Origin of the sequence: Hyphomonas sp., assembly GCF_017792385.1 — a bacterium.
Classification (GTDB): domain Bacteria; phylum Pseudomonadota; class Alphaproteobacteria; order Caulobacterales; family Hyphomonadaceae; genus Hyphomonas.
The window spans coordinates 1,778,586-1,793,321 of the sequence record NZ_CP051230.1 but is presented as its reverse complement, the minus strand read 5'-3'; the positions used below and the strand labels follow the sequence as shown (position 1 = coordinate 1,793,321).

The following is a 14,736-nucleotide window of genomic DNA, read 5'->3' as shown; positions in this document are numbered from 1 at the left end:
TTCTTGCCTGGTCACACACATGGCAGCAATCGCGATGCTGGAAGATGCTGACGATGAAGGCAGCACCGAACTGCGGAAAGCCGTGATAGCCAGTCACAATGAATTGCTGCGAGATGATACGATAGATGAAGACGAACTTGCCCAGCGTACATCCGCGCTCATGCGGGCCTATTCGGGCGCGGCCGACACCGCACTTGCTGAAGCCGATGCCAATGGCACACCAATGCGCACGCTCGCCATTGACGCAATTGCGTGCGGGAAAGCGGTATCTGCATGACACCTTCCTCTGATCTCCGCGCTGAGGCCGAGAGCCTTGCCCGGCAATTGCCCGGTCTGAACTCCAAGGCCGAGGCCAGCGAAGCTGCGCATATCGGTTCGGCCGGGCGCAGGCGTCCTGAAACCGGTACGATTTTCATGCAACGATCACACCTCACCGCATTGCTGCTCGCGGTCGCGGCATTCGCCATTTGCACGCCCCAGTCTGGTGCAGATGAAGTCGAGTTGAGATCTCAGAGCTGCAACGTTCTGCAACTCGCTGCGGCGTCGTCTCTCGCGAACAATATCCGTCCGCATAAAACCTTTCTGGAGACACCCGGTCTCGGCGACAACCTCGAAAGTGCATTACAGGAAGAGATTGCCTGGAAGGAGGGGCTCATTGCCAGGTTCGAGGATGCAAACTCACGTGCGACAACCGCAGAAAAACGCGCCGCAAAGAAGCTCATCAAGACCGAGGCAGACCTATTTGAAATCGTTGATGCCGCCGCCGAATGTTCACTGTCAGTGACGCAATTGCCAGGGATGTTTCAAGATCTCTCCTGCCGCCAGAAATTCCTGTATGCGAGTGAAATCTCGAAGAGATATATTTATCGGCGCGCGGATGGCCAGCCTATCTACCAAACCTCATCAAACTGCATCGCACCCGGATTGACGACAGCCGAATGTCAAGAAGTCATGTCGCTCCAAGTCGGCAGCAGCATGTTTTATGGTCTCTATGGGAAGCGTGAAGAGGAAGCCGATGAGGACGATCTATTCTCAATGGAGGCGTTCGACCGCGAACAGGAGGAGCTCCGGTTCATAAACGAGCTTGAATCCGCAGAACCCCTCCCCATTCCCTTTATCCGGTCAGCTCGGCAATGCTTGAGGGACGCGCTGGATGAATAGCTCCGCCGACCTTCGCGCTGAGGCGGAGAGCCTTGCCCGGCAATTGCCCGGCCTGAACTTCAAGGCCGAGGCCAGCGAAGCTGCGCATATCGGCTCTGCCGGGCGCAGGCGGCCCGGGACCGGCGAGCATTTCTGGCAGTATCGCCGCTATGCACAGGAAGATGCCGCAGACCGGGTCGACTGGCGCCGCTCTGCCAAGGGCAATGACTTGTTCGTACGCGAAACAGAACTGGAAACCGCGCGCACGGTGCTGTTCTGGTGCGATGATGCGGCGGGCTTCCGCTGGAAGGGCGAAGGCGATCTGCGGACCAAGGCCAAGGAAGCACAACTGCTGATGCTGGCGCTGGGCATTCTGATGTCAAAGGATGGCGAGCGGATCGGCATGCTGGGCGCGGGCCGGTCAGCCAGCTTTGGCAAGAAGGCCGTTGCGCGACTTGCGGAAGATCTTGAGCGCGGCACGAATGGGCATTTCCCCTCTCCGCCTCGCTCCGCCGCAACTCTGGTGCTCGCATCGGATTTCTATGCTCCGCTGGCGGAATGGCAGGCAAGGCTTGCGCCGTTGGCGGCCAAATGCCCTGAAGGGGTTCTGCTGGCCGTGGCCGCGCCGATTGAAGAAGACTTCCCCTTTGAGGGCCGCACGAAACTGAGCCGGCCGGGCACAGGCATCGACCGCATTCTGGGCCGCGCTGAAACCATGCGCGACGCCTATCTACGCCGCTTCGCCGAACAGCGCGACGGGCTGAGGAAACTGGCCACCCAGTTCGGCTGGCGGCTGGTGACACACACAGTCGGGCAATCCTCGCTGGAAGGCGCCGCGCGGCTGAAGGCCCAGATCGAAACCTTCGGGGCCAAGGCATGACGGCGCTGGGCCCCTTCCTGCTTGGCGCGCCGTGGGCGCTGGCCGCGCTGGCGGCGCTGCCGGTGATCTGGTGGATCCTGCGGGCGACGCCGCCCACCCCGCGCCATGCCGAACTGCCATCGCTGCAATTGCTGGACGGGATCGAACCGCAGGAGGAAACCCCGGCGCGCACGCCCTGGTGGGTCTGGCTGATCCGTACGCTGGCGATTGCCGCCGCGATCCTCGGCCTGTCGCAACCGGTCTACGCGCCGGGGGCGCAGACCGAAACAGTGGAAGGCACCGGCAGCCTGTTGATCGTGGTGGACAATGGCTGGCCGTCGGCGCCGCGCTGGCCGGACCTGATCAATGCCGCAACCGCGACGCTGGACACCGGCAATCGCGACGCGCCGGTGCATTTGCTGCTGACAGCGCCGCAGCAATTCAATCCGGACCCGGCTGAACGCCAGTCCCGCGCAGACATGGCCAAGCGCCTGACCTCCCTGCGTCCGCAGGCCTGGGCGCCGGATCGGGCCGATGCGCTGGCGCGGCTGAACGCGTCCGGCTTCACGCCCGACCGCATCTTCTGGGCCAGTGACGGGCTGGCCGGGACCGATGGCGAAGCCTTTGCGCGCGAATTGGCAAACCTTGCCCCGCTGACCGTCTATGCTGCTGCGCCGACCGGACCGGTGGTCATTTCCGGCATCCGCTCGCAGACCGATTCCGTGACCGTGACAGCTAGACGCGCCCAGAGGCGCGGCATTGCGACCGGCTATGTCTCGGCCATGACGATTGACGGATCGGCGCTGGCAACCGCCCCGCTGGACTTTGCCGATGGCGCACCCGAAGCGACCGCCGAGTTCACCATTCCCGCCGCCGCGCTTGCGCGGGTGGCCCGCTTCAGTGTCACCGGACAACAGGGCGCCGGAACGGTCTGGCTGTGGGATTCCGCCGACCGGTCGCGGCGTGTGGGCCTGGTCGATGCCGGCGCCGCTGCGCAGCCGCTCCTGTCGGACATGCATTATATCCGCAAGGCGCTGGAACCCTTCGCGACCATTTCCGAAGGCAGTATCGAGAATCTCGTCGCGGCTTCGCCCGATGCGATCATATTGAGCGATGTGGGACAGATCCTGCCGCAGGATGCAGACTTGCTGAACGCCTGGGTGGAGCAAGGCGGCGCGCTGATCCGGTTCGCCGGGCCGCGTCTTGCCGCGCAGGGGGATGATCTCTTGCCGGTGGCGCTGCGCCGATCCTCGCGCGCACTGGGCGGCGCGCTGGCCTGGGACGAGCCACAGGCCATGGCGCCCTTCCCCGACACCTCGCCCTTTGCCGGACTTTCCGTGCCGCAGGATGTGCGAATCCGCCAGCAGGTTCTGGCCCGGCCGGGACCGGATCTTGCCGCGCGGACCTGGGCCCGGCTGGCCGACGGCTCTCCGCTGGTGACGGCCGACATGCGCGGCGATGGTACGCTGATCCTGTTCCACACGACCGCCGGGCCGGACTGGGCTGACCTTGCCTATTCCGGCACCTTCTCGCAGATGCTGCGCCGGTCCATTGCCGCCGGGCGCGGCGAATCCGTGACGGATGGAGACGCCGCCTACATGCCGTATCTGACGCTGGACGGATATGGCCGCCTGTCGGCCGCCGAGGCCAATGCCGCGCCGCTCAAGGCGACGGACTTTGCCGGCACCGAGCCATCCGAAGCGCATCCGCCGGGCCTGTATCGCGGGCCGGCCGGCACCCGCGCGCTGAATGCCGGCGCCGGGAAGCGGCCGCAGCTGATCGACACCTGGCCGGTTTCGGCGCGATTGCTGGGCGATGCCGAAGCGCGATCCCTGCGGCTGGCCGGGCCATTGCTGGCGCTGGCCGCGCTGTTGCTGGCGCTGGACTTGTTCATTGCGCTGTTCGTGGCCGGACGGCTGCGCCGGTTCGGCAAGGGCGCAGCGAGCACGGCCTGCCTGCTGGCCGCGGGCATGCTGGCCGGGCTTCCTGCACCGGAGGCCAGCGCGCAGCCCTTCCAGTATGAATTGCTGCCGGACGGCACCTATCGCCGCATCGATTCCAATCCGGACGTCATCCGCCTGCCGGCCAGCGGCGACGCGACGCAGAAGGAGATTGACGCGGCGCTGGAGATGCGGCTGGCCTATATCGAAACGCCGGACCGGGCCCTGGACCAGCGCACGCGGGCGGGCCTGTTCGGCCTGTCCAATATCCTCCGCCTGCGCACATCGGTCGAGCCAGCCGACCCGCATGGCGTGAATCTGGAAACCGATGCGCTGGAGCTCTACCCGCTGCTCTATTTCAATGTGCCGGAGACGATGCGGCCCCTGTCGGAAACGGCGATTGCGCGGCTGAACGCCTATCTCCGATCCGGCGGCGCGCTGGTGATCGACACGCGCGCGGGCGGAACGATTGGCACACAGACCGATGTCTCCCGGCTGGAGGACCTGCTGGAAGGACTGGATGCGCCGCCGCTGCAGACTGTGGGCGAAAGCCATGTGCTGAGCCGCACCTTTTACCTGCTGGACGATTTTCCCGGCCGGTATGCCGAGCGCAATCTGTGGATCGAACAGGCCGGGGATGCGAGCGCGCCGCGCGGGGACGGCGTTTCGCGCTTGATCATCGGCGATGCCGACTGGGCCTCGGCCTGGGCAGTGGATGAACAGGGCCGCGACCTGTATTCCGTCGATGGCGGCGAGACCCAGCGCGAAATGGCGCGGCGGTTCGGGGTCAATCTCGTCATGTATGTGCTGACCGGCAACTACAAGGATGACCAGGTGCACTTGCCGGCCCTGCTGGAACGACTGGGCGATGGCGAGGCAGCGGAGGAAGCGCCTGTGCGCCTGCCCGGAAACATCCTGGATGGAGGGCCGCGATGATCGATGCGACGCGGATCGGGTTCGAGCCCTTTCTCGGCTGGCCGGCCCTGTGGGCGGTGGCCGTGCTGGCGGCGCTGGCCTGGCTGGCCTATGCGGCCTTGCGCGGGCGGGCCTGGCTGACGCGCGGCCTGGCGCTGACCCTGCTGGCGGCGGCGCTGTCCAATCCGTCGCTGGTGCGGGAAGAGCGCGAGCCCCTGCCCTCTGTCGCGGCCGTGATCCTGGACCGGTCCGAGAGCATGAAGTTCGGCGCGCGCGAAGCCGCCGCCTCCGCCGCCTATGCCGCGCTGACAGCCGAGCTGGAGGCCGATCCGAGCCTGGAAGTGCGCGTCATGGAAAGCGATCCGGGGGCAGACGGCACGAACCTTTATGGCGCGCTGGAAGGCCTGATGGCCGATGTTCCGCGCGAGCGCATTGCCGGGGCCGTGCTGATCACGGACGGCCAGGTGCATGACCTTCCGGACCCGGAAACCGATGAGCGCCATATCGGCCCGCTGCACGGCCTGATCGTGGGCGATCCGAACCGGGGCGACCGGCGCATTTCCATCATCGACGCGCCCGATTTCGGGATTGTCGGCGAGACGGCGGAACTGGTCATCCGGGTGGATGATCCGGGCCTGGCCGAAGGCCGCGCCGTGGAGATCGACCTGTCGGTGAATGGCGGCACGCCGCGCCGGATGGAGGTGATCCCGGGCGAGGACACGACGGTGCCGATCGAGATCGAGCGGCGCGGCGAGAATGTCATCGTGGTGGAAACCCCGCCGGGCCGGGAAGAACTGACCCTGGCCAACAATCGCACGGCGACGACGCTGTCCGGCGTGCGCGACCGGCTGCGGGTTCTGCTGGTGACGGGCAAGCCGAACCAGGCCGGGCGGGTCTGGCGAGACCTGCTGAAATCCGATCCGTCGGTGGACCTTGTTCACTTCACCATTCTCCGCCCGCCCTACAAGCTGGACTATACGCCGACAGAGGAACTGGCGCTGATCGCCTTCCCGACCGAGGAATTGTTCGAGGAGAAACTGGAAGAATTCGACCTGATCATCTTCGACCAGTATGAGCGGCGCGGCGTGATCACCCAATCCTATCTGGCCAACATGGCGCGCTATGTGACCGATGGCGGCGCGCTGCTGATTGCGGCGGGCGAGCCGTTTGCCGGGCCCGGAAGCCTGGCGCGCTCGCCGCTGGCCTCGGTGCTTCCGGCCTCCCCCACCGGAGACATCTATACCGGCGAATACACGCCGCAGCTGACCGAGCCGGGCAAGCGCCATGCCGTGACGATGCCGCTGACGGGCCGCGAATGGGGCGGCTGGATGCGCTATATCGATGCCGAGGCCCAGGCCGGAGACGTGCTGATGAACGGGCCGAATGGCAAGCCGGTGCTGATTGTCGACCGGGTTGGCGATGGCCGTGTCGGCATGCTGATGACGGACCAGATCTGGCTGTGGGCGCGCGGGCATGACGGCGGCGGGCCGTTTGCCGAACTGATCCGCCGCATTGTCCACTGGATGATGAAGGAGCCGGAACTGGAGGAGCGCAAGCTGAGCCTGGTGGCCGAAGGCGACACGGCGCGGGTGGAGCTGCGCACCCTGCTGGACACCGCGCCGCCGCTGAGCGTGGAGACGCCGGAAGGCAGCTATCTGGAGCCGCAATGGCGCGCCGACGGGCCGGGCCGTTTCGTGGCCGAGGCGCCGATTGACCAGTTGGGCCTTTACCGCGCCGAGGCCGGCGGGCTGGAAGCCGTGGCGCTGAACGGGCCGGCCAATCCGAAGGAATATGCCGACCTCCAATCCTCGACAGACATACTGGCCCCGATGGCGGAGGCGACCGATGGCGGCGTCTTCCGCCTGAATGACAGCGGCACAAATCTGCCGGACATTCGCCGCACCGGCGCGCGGGGCAATGCGGCCGGCAGTACCTGGCTGGGCCTGAGAGAACGCGGCGCCTATGCCGTGCGCTCGTCGAGCAGCCAGCCGCTGCTTCCGGGGCTGATCGCGGCGGCGTTCCTGATCGGCCTGTTGCTGCTGGCCTGGCGGCGCGAGGGACGGTAGGCACACGCCGGATCACACGGAAACAACAAGGGGAGCGCCAAGATGGCCGAGCTGACGCTGGAACAGAAGATCGAGGAATTATGGGCGCGCGAGGCGATCCGCGATTGCCTCTTCCGCTATGCGCGCGGCATTGACCGGGCCGACGAGACGATGCTCCGCTCTGCCTATTGGCCCGATGGCACGGACCATCATGGGCCATATCAGGGCAGCGCCTCCGGCTTTGTTGACTGGGCGATGAAGACCCTTCCCCATATCGAACGCGGCATTCACCAGATCCACAACATATTGATCGAATTCCGCGAGGGCGGCGCGGCGGTGGAGAGCTATTTCTCTGCCTTCCAGCGCCAGCCGGGCGCGGACCGGCAGATGCAGCAATGGGACATGAAGGGCCGCTATCTCGACTGGTTCGTGAAGCGCGACGGCGAATGGCGCATCCTGAACCGGCTGGTCGTGTTCGACTGGACCGAGGAAATGCCGCTGCCGCCGGGCAGCGAGGCCGAGCGCTTCGGCCCGCGCACGCCGATTGGCGCGAGCCATCCGGAAGATGCGGTCTATTCCTTCTTTGAGGGGAAGTAGGGTCTCTGATTTCCTGGCCGCTTCATCCTGAGCGAAGTCGAAGGAGAGCGGAGCCCGCCGCCAGCGCCAGCGGCCGGAGACGCGGATAGCGCCCCGGCAGTCAGATACAATTCAGGGACGGCTCAGGACGTGTCCGGCCAGTCGGCCAGGGCGCGGGTGATGAGGCCCGGCAGGGCGGTGGAGACGGTGCCCAGTTCCGCGCCGAGGCGGAAATCCCCGGCGCTGGGCGGGCAGATCGGGCGCGGCTGGCGGCTGGCCTTCAGCCCGGCCAGATGCCGCGCCAGCCGTCTGGCCGCAGGCTCGGGATCCTTCAGCACGCGGTGCAGCGCCACGATCTGCGCCAGCAGCGGCGCGGCCGACACCGGCCCGGTGGCGAGCGCCGAGGCGCTGCCTGACCCGGCAAGCATCTGGTGCCAGTCGGCCAGACCGCGCACCGGGCGCGCCGTGAGGCGCAGATGATAGGCCGGGCCCTGCAGGGCGGCGAAGCTCTGCGTCACGTCTTCGGCGCCGTCCGGCTGTGCGGTGGGGGCTGCGGCCCGGCCGGTTGCCCCTGCCCTGCCTGCGGGCACCGTTTCCAGCGCGGCGGCCATCAGGGTGATCAGTCGCCGGACAATGGTCTCGATGGCTTTCAGGCGGCTGCGCACACGGGCGCGCAGGCGTTTGGTGACGTGTTTCGGCGCCAGATGCAGCCCGGCCTCCGCCCGCACCCCCAGCAAGGCCCGCCCCGCCGCCGCCAATCCCTGTTCGATGAATGCATCCAGTCCAATCATGCGGGAGAGTTTACGGGCAGGAGCTATCAGACGGATTGGGGAGTAAAAATTGTCTAGGCAACACTCTCCAAGAGAGGAGCGCGAGCTCTCAACATAAGCTCAGTGCATTGAAACATAAGAGAATCGGCGCACACCTTTTGGAGATATGAAAGCTCCTTAAGGTTGCCGCGCTAGAGGAATTCTATGACGAGAACTGAACTGCTTAGCTCAAAAGACTTTCAAGGTGCCGAAATTCCTGGTGCTTCTTTCACACTTCCCTCTGCCTCTATAGCGATCGGAACAAAAACACTAGAAAAAGTAAGCTTGATCGGTCGATACGACTCCCACGGGCAGGTCTACTTAGAAGCAGATAACCCCAACGGTCTCCAAGGGTTTATCGAAGCTTCTCAACAAAATGCCCGTTGCAGTTCGCCATGTTTTCCAAAACCCGTCGAACTAATCCCAATCGAAGTAAACATGGAAAAATTTACATTTTTTCCAACTCGACAGCCCATGCAACTAAATTTTGGAAACTCGGCCACGAAAGTTGAAGCAGCTCTACTGAATGGTCCTGACTTGAGTCACGCTGGAGGGGAAATACTTATTGAACGCGGCTCAAAATCACTCCGCTTACATGACAATCCAGAAGTTCAATCGATGAGTAAAAATCGGTCTACTGATAAATCTCACCGCTATCAAAGACTTGTGACAAACTTTGTTACTATTGAGGGAGACAACATTTCCAGCGAAGAAGCACTGTTGTTTCTAACTCAATTGAGCAATGTCCTCACATTAGTTCGCGGCGGATACTCTGGATTTGGCAACATTTGTGGCTATGACCACAATGAAAATTTGACGTTCGCGCATTTGGGCTTCTTTTCGAGCGATCACTTCGCAATTCCCAACGGATGGTGTTCAGGAAAGATTGTTCGAGAACTACCCACCATCTTTAACCTTTATCATGGATTAGAGAATCTCGCCGACCGACAGGTTCTAAAACGAACTGTCGAATTCTACCGCGCGTCAAATGTCAGTAGAGAGCATAGTCTAGAGGTAGCCCTTGTTGCCTCATTTGCAGGTCTAGAAGCCATTGTTCCTCACCTATTACGAACACAAGGTGGGTGGTCAGAACAATTACTAAGATCGAAAATTCCATTTTCTGATTTGCTCAGAGCGGCAATCGCGCTGATAGGGTTGGATGGCAACCCAATGGAACACTTAAATGATTTCGAAAAGCGCGCAGCATCCGACGCAAACAAGGATGCCTGCACCATGCTATCGAAATTCCGAAACAACACTATTCACTACAAAAGCGGATTCGATAGGACTGGACGGGAAGTGCTCGAGGCGTGGGAGCTGGCTCAGTGGCTCTGTGAACTCATGATGATCTATTTAATCAATTATCGATCTGTTATGACGGATCGAAGAAAGTACAGCGGTTGGATAGGGGACAACGAAGTAGACGTACCAATCCGAAACTCCCCTATTGGCCACTAAAACCCCCGAAATACCGCTGCTTCGTCTACGGATTTTCTTTTTGAGACGACGGCATTGGCCGGGAAGGTGTCGTCGGGCCAGCCCATGGCGACACAGGTCTGGATGACCTGATCGTCCGGGATGCCGGCCTCTTCGCGCACGACGGGGCTCTGCATGATGCCCTGAGAATTGATCACACAGCCGAGCCCGCGCGACCAGGCCGTGTTGACGATGCAATTGACGACACCGCCGCAATCGAAGGGCGGGATGTCTCCGCCCGCCAGCGCCTTGTCATAGGTGATGACGATGGAGACCGGCGCATCGAACTGGCGGAAGCCGCGCAGCACCCAGTCCATCCGCTTTTCCTTGTCGCCGCGCTCAATGCCCATGGCCTGGAACAGCTGGACGGCGATCTCCACCTGACGGTCCCGGTGGACGCCCTGATAGGGCGGGCCCATGCGAAACTCGCGGCTGTCGGGCACGCCGGCGACATTGCGCTCCACATTGCCCTTGCGGATCCGGTCCAGCACTTCGCCGGCGACGACATAGAAATTCCAGGGCTGGGAATTCATCGAGGTGGGGGCGCGCATGGCGATTTCGAGGATTTCGCGGATCAGCTCCTTCGGCACCGGCTTGTCGAGATATCCGCGAATGCTGCGCCGTGTCTTGATGACCTCATCGAATTCCATGGCCAATGGCCCTCCCGTGATCTTGTGAATCTTGTCTGGCCGGACGCTAGCCCCCCTGCCCCGGCGTCAGAGAAGCGGCCCGCCCCGCCGGGGGACGATATTCCTGCTGAAATCCTCGTGAAAGGGGCTAACCTGTTCCGCAACAGAATGGGAGGGTTCCAAAATGACATCAATCGCGGCGGCTACGCTGTATGTGGGCCTGTTTGCCCTTTGGATGCTGTGCCTGAAGGCCAATGTCGGCCGGGTTCGGGTGCGGGAGAAGATCGCCTTTGGCGATGGCGGGAATGCGGCGCTGCAGCGGGCGATCCGCGTGCAGGGCAACGCCGTGGAGGATGTGCCGGTCGTGCTGGCGGGGCTGATCGCGCTGGGCGTGATGGGCGCGCCGGTCCTGTGGGTGCACGGCCTGGGGGCGGCCTTCCTTGTGGGGCGGGTGCTGCATGCGGTGGGCCTGAGCGGGTCGGCCGGGGGCAGCCCGGGGCGCAGCCTCGGCACGCTGCTCAGCGCGCTGGTGCAGCTGGGCATCGCGGGCGCCTGTGTCTGGATGGCGCTGTCGGCCTGAGCCGGTTCAGCCGGCCGTGACGAGGCCGGACAGCCGGCTGGCGTCTCCGGCGAGGTCTTTCACCATGACACGGGCCTGGTCCTGCGGGCCGGGGAAGAGAAGCTGGTTCTTCGGCGTGACGGTGAAGCCGATCTCGCCGAAATAGCTGGGCGCGCCGATCAGCACGGCGGCGGGCCAGCCGGCGGCCTTGCCGGCCTCCAGCGCCTCGCCCGTGACGGTCAGGCCCAGCCGGCTGCCCCGATGGGAGGGGCCGACGGCGACGGGGCCATAGAACAGGGCGCGATCCTTCGCGGGGCCGACTTTCAGGGGCCAGACGCGGCAGACGGCGATCACCTTGCCGTCCAGCACGGCGACGCGGTTGATCTCCGGCAGGGAGCGGGAATATTCCCGCAGCCGCTCGGCCGTCTTGGCGAAATGGCCCGAGCCGAAGGTGCGCGCGAAGAGGTCTTCGATCGCATCGGCATGGAGGTCTGGCGTTTCGGGCACAATCTGAAGCATGGCGAGCGCGTCTAGGGCGCATTGCCGCCGAGTTCAAGCGGCGTTTTCGGCTTGGGGTTGGGGATGACAAATTCAAGGTCCGCCTCCCCGGTGCAGGCCGGGGTCTCCTGCGGGGGCGATGCAGAGCCAGCCGAGGGGGCCCCGGCGTTCGCCGGGGATGCGGGGTTGGGGGGAGTAGTTTCGATTTGTCATCCCGGAATTTGCGCCAGCAAATGTCCGGGACCCAGTGGAGGGGGCCAATACGCTTCCGGGTCCCGGATAAATCCTGTCGGATTTTCCGGGATTACAGGAATTGGGCCATCAAGCTTCCGTCTCCCCGGCGTTCGCCGGGGTGAGCGGAAAAGAGGGGGAAGGCAAACGCAGTTCGTTTGCTGTGTCCCTCTTTGCCCTGCGCTTACGCTTGGGTCTGCCTCGGGGCAAACGCAGTGCGTTTGCTGTGTCCCTCGTCAGTACTTCACCGAGCAGCCATAGGGTTTGGAGCTGGCGACTTCGACGGGTTCGCCGGCGGCGACGCTGTCGAGCGCGGCGGAGACGTAATTGGTCGAGGTTTCGATGTCGGAGACGCGAGCCGAGGGGGTATCGTCGATCGCGCCCTGATAGGCGATCTCGCCTTCGGCGGTGATGACGAACATGTGCGGCGTGGTCTTGGCCTTGTAGAGGCGGCCAATGTCGCCGCTTTCATCGATAATGACATGGGCGGGGGTGGCGCCGCGCCCTTCATTCATGTCGAGCAGTTCCGCGCCGGTGCGGTGGCCCTGCTTGCCGGGGGCAGACGAGACGATGGACAGCCAGACCACGTCGCTTTCGGACGCATCGGTCTGCAGGCCCTGCATCTTGGCGGGGGGCACGGCATAATGTTTCTGCACGAACGGACAGCCATCATTGGTCCATTCCAGCACGACCGTCTGGCCGGCAAAATCTGACAGGGACACGGTGTCGCCCGTGGCGGTCACGCCGGTGAAGTCCGGCGCGCGCGTGTCGGTATCGTTCGGCGCGGCCTGGGCGGTCGAGGCGATCAGGGCGCCTGCGGTCAGGGCCACGGCAGCGGCCATGCCGGCGGCGAGAGAAAAATTGCGTCGGCTCATCATGATGGAAGTCCTCCGTTCGGGTGGGTCGGCGGGATCATGCTCATTCTGCCGTGACAAGTCCAATCACAAGCTTTTGAGACAGGATTTCGGGCAGGATTTCCGGCTCGGTCGCGCCGGCGGCATACCAGAGATACATCGGCACCCCGGCGCGCTGGCGGCGCTTCAGCTCCTCGGCAATGACCGGATCCTTGCGGGTGAAGTCCGCCACGAGGAAGGCGACGTCATGGTCGGCAAAGGCCTGTTGCACGGCAGCCGATTTCAGCGTGGTGGCCTTGTTGAGCTGGCAGGTGGCGCACCAGGTGGCGGTGAAGTCCACAAAGACGGGGCGGCCCTCTACGGTGAGTTCGGCAACGCGTTCGGGGCTCCAGGCTTCGGTTTCGTACTTTTCGGCATATTGGGCGGTGCCCTGCCCCGTGGCGGTGGAGGAGTTCGCGGTCAGCGCCGGATAGGCGAGGCCGGTGAGGATGGCGAGCGTGGCCAGGGCCTTGCCGATGGCGCCGCCGCCGCGCCGGGCGAGCCAGATGCCGAAGGCGATCAGCGTGCCGCCGGCCACGGTCCAGGCGACGGCGGCCGGGCCGGCCACTGCGCCCAGCGTCCACAGCAGCGCTGCGGCGGTCAGGAACATCGGGAAGGCGAAGAATTGTTTCAGCGTCTCCATCCAGCGGCCCGGCTTTGGCAGCAGGCGCGACAGGCCCGGCACGAAGCTGAGCACGAGATAGGGCAGCGCCAGGCCGAAACCCATGGCGAGGAAGACGACCATCACGGCCAGCGGGGGCCGGTCCAGCACGGCGCCCAGCGCGGCGCCGAGGAAGGGGCCGATACAGGGCGCGCCGACCACCGCCGCCAGCACGCCGGTGAAGAAGGCGCCCATCGCGCCGCTGCGCGCGGCCAGGCCGCTGCCGGTGTTCTGGATGGAGGTGCCCAGTTCGAACATGCCGAGCAGCCAGAGGCCGATGACGAACATGACCAGGGCAAGCACGGCGACGGTGGGCCCGTGCTGCAGCTGGAAGCCGAGATTGGCCGTGCCGGTGGCCTGGCGGATGGCGATGATCGCAGCGGCCAGCGCGGCAAAGGAGAGCAGCACGCCGCCCGTATACCAGAGGCCGTGGCTGCGCACGTCGCCTTCATGGCCGGAGGCAACGGCGTGCACCATGCCCATCGCCTTGATGGACAGGACCGGCAGGACGCAGGGCATGAGATTCAGGATCAGGCCGCCAATGATGGCCGCAATGGCGAGGGCGATCAGGCTCTTCCCGCCGCCACCGGCAGGAGATGCCGGACGGGCCGCGATGCCAGCTGTGTTCTCGAACACGTCCCCCTGCCCGGCCGAGACGGTGTAGCCGGTGCGTGTGCCATCCGGGGTCTCGACCACGACCACGCCGTCGAGCGGGCCGTCCAGCGCGCCACCGGCGGGCGTCAGGCTGAGCGTGGCCCCGGCGCTGCCGAAACTGGCAGGCTGGTCGGCGGGATGGCTGATCTCGTGATCAAAGGGATAGAAGCGCAGATCGCTGGCAGGATCGAACCCGGCCTCGGTCTTCAGGCTGAGCCGCCACGGGTCGGCAGAGGCATCGATGCGGGCCTCGCCGTCGAACGGGCGCGGGGCACGGGCCATCCACTCTCCGATCAGCGTGCCATTCACCGTGTCGGGCTGGCTCTCGCCCACGGGCACGGTCAGCTGGACCTCGGCGGTTTCGGGAATGCAGATTTCCTCGCAGATCAGATAATCGGCCAGAAGGCTGATCCGGACGGCGCCGACCGCATCATCCGGCAGGGTGACCCGGAATGGCAGGATCACGCGGTCATCATAGCCATAATCCATGATCTCGCCCGGAACGACCGGCAGCAGGTGCGGGATCGGCCAGACGAACGCGCCGATGGCGTCGTCGGTGACGTCGGAATCGTCCAGCGCCAGGACCTGCGGCGGCAGGCCGGCATCGCCCGCATTGCGCCAATAGACATGCCAGCCTTCATCCAGATCCATCTTCAGGGCGGCATAGAAGGTTTCGCCGGGCCGGGCGGAGTCGCGCTCGGAAATCAGTTCCACCACGGCGCGGCCGCCATCGACCGGCTGGGCCTGTGCCAGCGGAACGGCCATCCAGATGGCCAGACAGAACAGGTAAAACGCTCTCAACATTCAGGAATCCCGGACAAGACTTGCAGTACAAGGCGCCCATATGCCCG

At 64.5% G+C, this 14,736-nt stretch carries 13 protein-coding genes; 8 read left to right on the top strand and 5 right to left on the bottom strand.

Features of this window, described 5'->3' with window-relative positions; all coding sequences use genetic code 11:
• Positions 1-19: 19 nt before the first annotated feature.
• From HF955_RS08955 to HF955_RS08930, 6 genes are read left to right on the top strand one after another with little or no spacing between them, the layout of a single operon-like run.
• A complete protein-coding gene (locus HF955_RS08955; RefSeq protein WP_291079199.1) occupies positions 20-277 on the top strand; it encodes a hypothetical protein in 258 nt (85 codons plus the stop codon).
• Positions 274-1,161, top strand: coding sequence for a hypothetical protein (locus HF955_RS08950; RefSeq protein ID WP_291079198.1), 888 nt, complete (start codon positions 274-276; stop codon positions 1,159-1,161). The genes HF955_RS08955 and HF955_RS08950 overlap by 4 nt, the downstream gene beginning before the upstream one ends.
• Positions 1,154-2,020, top strand: a complete 867-nt coding sequence (locus HF955_RS08945) for a DUF58 domain-containing protein (protein WP_291079197.1) — start codon at positions 1,154-1,156, stop codon at positions 2,018-2,020. The genes HF955_RS08950 and HF955_RS08945 overlap by 8 nt, the downstream gene beginning before the upstream one ends.
• Positions 2,017-4,875, top strand: coding sequence for a DUF4159 domain-containing protein (locus tag HF955_RS08940; RefSeq protein ID WP_291079196.1), 2,859 nt, complete (start codon positions 2,017-2,019; stop codon positions 4,873-4,875). Before HF955_RS08945 ends, HF955_RS08940 begins: the two co-directional genes overlap by 4 nt.
• Entirely contained in the window at positions 4,872-6,920 is a 2,049-nt protein-coding gene (locus HF955_RS08935; RefSeq protein ID WP_291079195.1) for a hypothetical protein, read from the top strand. Before HF955_RS08940 ends, HF955_RS08935 begins: the two co-directional genes overlap by 4 nt.
• Before the next feature lie 42 nt (positions 6,921-6,962).
• On the top strand, positions 6,963-7,496 hold the full coding sequence (locus tag HF955_RS08930; protein WP_291079194.1) for a nuclear transport factor 2 family protein: 534 nt from the start codon (positions 6,963-6,965) through the stop codon (positions 7,494-7,496).
• A gap of 122 nt (positions 7,497-7,618) precedes the next feature.
• On the opposite strand, the gene HF955_RS08925 is transcribed toward HF955_RS08930, so the two are convergent.
• Positions 7,619-8,266, bottom strand: coding sequence for a hypothetical protein (locus HF955_RS08925; protein WP_291079193.1), 648 nt, complete (start codon positions 8,264-8,266; stop codon positions 7,619-7,621).
• Between the two features lie 183 nt (positions 8,267-8,449).
• Here HF955_RS08925 and HF955_RS08920 point away from each other — a divergent pair, with 183 nt between their 5' ends.
• Positions 8,450-9,742: a hypothetical protein gene (locus HF955_RS08920; RefSeq protein ID WP_291079192.1), complete on the top strand. Its 1,293-nt coding sequence runs from the start codon at positions 8,450-8,452 to the stop codon at positions 9,740-9,742.
• Here the strand turns inward: HF955_RS08920 and HF955_RS08915 are convergent.
• Positions 9,739-10,410 carry a nitroreductase gene (locus tag HF955_RS08915; protein WP_291079191.1) on the bottom strand — a complete coding sequence of 224 codons (672 nt, stop codon included), beginning with the start codon at positions 10,408-10,410 and terminating at the stop codon, positions 9,739-9,741. The genes HF955_RS08920 and HF955_RS08915 overlap by 4 nt on opposite strands.
• 163 nt (positions 10,411-10,573) lie before the next feature.
• Here HF955_RS08915 and HF955_RS08910 point away from each other — a divergent pair, with 163 nt between their 5' ends.
• Complete coding sequence (locus HF955_RS08910; protein ID WP_291079190.1) at positions 10,574-10,969, top strand: MAPEG family protein; 396 nt, start codon at positions 10,574-10,576, stop codon at positions 10,967-10,969.
• 6 nt (positions 10,970-10,975) lie between these two features.
• Here HF955_RS08910 and HF955_RS08905 read toward each other — a convergent pair whose 3' ends face one another.
• The 3 genes from HF955_RS08905 to HF955_RS08895 form a co-directional block, all read right to left on the bottom strand.
• Positions 10,976-11,467, bottom strand: a complete 492-nt coding sequence (locus tag HF955_RS08905) for a GNAT family N-acetyltransferase (RefSeq protein WP_291079189.1) — start codon at positions 11,465-11,467, stop codon at positions 10,976-10,978.
• Between the two features lie 446 nt (positions 11,468-11,913).
• Positions 11,914-12,555: a redoxin family protein gene (locus HF955_RS08900; RefSeq protein WP_291079188.1), complete on the bottom strand. Its 642-nt coding sequence runs from the start codon at positions 12,553-12,555 to the stop codon at positions 11,914-11,916.
• 40 nt (positions 12,556-12,595) lie between these two features.
• Positions 12,596-14,689, bottom strand: coding sequence for a thioredoxin family protein (locus tag HF955_RS08895; protein WP_291079187.1), 2,094 nt, complete (start codon positions 14,687-14,689; stop codon positions 12,596-12,598).
• Positions 14,690-14,736 lie beyond the last annotated feature (47 nt).

Bases quoted from the DNA above. Each gene is read 5' to 3' on its own strand.
- HF955_RS08955 (WP_291079199.1), top strand. From the start codon at position 20: ATGGCAGCAATCGCGATGCTGGAAGATGCTGACGATGAAGGCAGCACC.
- HF955_RS08950 (WP_291079198.1), top strand. From the start codon at position 274: ATGACACCTTCCTCTGATCTCCGCGCTGAGGCCGAGAGCCTTGCCCGG.
- HF955_RS08945 (WP_291079197.1), top strand. From the start codon at position 1,154: ATGAATAGCTCCGCCGACCTTCGCGCTGAGGCGGAGAGCCTTGCCCGG.
- HF955_RS08940 (WP_291079196.1), top strand. From the start codon at position 2,017: ATGACGGCGCTGGGCCCCTTCCTGCTTGGCGCGCCGTGGGCGCTGGCC.
- HF955_RS08935 (WP_291079195.1), top strand. From the start codon at position 4,872: ATGATCGATGCGACGCGGATCGGGTTCGAGCCCTTTCTCGGCTGGCCG.
- HF955_RS08930 (WP_291079194.1), top strand. From the start codon at position 6,963: ATGGCCGAGCTGACGCTGGAACAGAAGATCGAGGAATTATGGGCGCGC.
- HF955_RS08925 (WP_291079193.1), bottom strand. From the start codon at position 8,266: ATGATTGGACTGGATGCATTCATCGAACAGGGATTGGCGGCGGCGGGG.
- HF955_RS08920 (WP_291079192.1), top strand. From the start codon at position 8,450: ATGACGAGAACTGAACTGCTTAGCTCAAAAGACTTTCAAGGTGCCGAA.
- HF955_RS08915 (WP_291079191.1), bottom strand. From the start codon at position 10,410: ATGGAATTCGATGAGGTCATCAAGACACGGCGCAGCATTCGCGGATAT.
- HF955_RS08910 (WP_291079190.1), top strand. From the start codon at position 10,574: ATGACATCAATCGCGGCGGCTACGCTGTATGTGGGCCTGTTTGCCCTT.
- HF955_RS08905 (WP_291079189.1), bottom strand. From the start codon at position 11,467: ATGCTTCAGATTGTGCCCGAAACGCCAGACCTCCATGCCGATGCGATC.
- HF955_RS08900 (WP_291079188.1), bottom strand. From the start codon at position 12,555: ATGATGAGCCGACGCAATTTTTCTCTCGCCGCCGGCATGGCCGCTGCC.
- HF955_RS08895 (WP_291079187.1), bottom strand. From the start codon at position 14,689: ATGTTGAGAGCGTTTTACCTGTTCTGTCTGGCCATCTGGATGGCCGTT.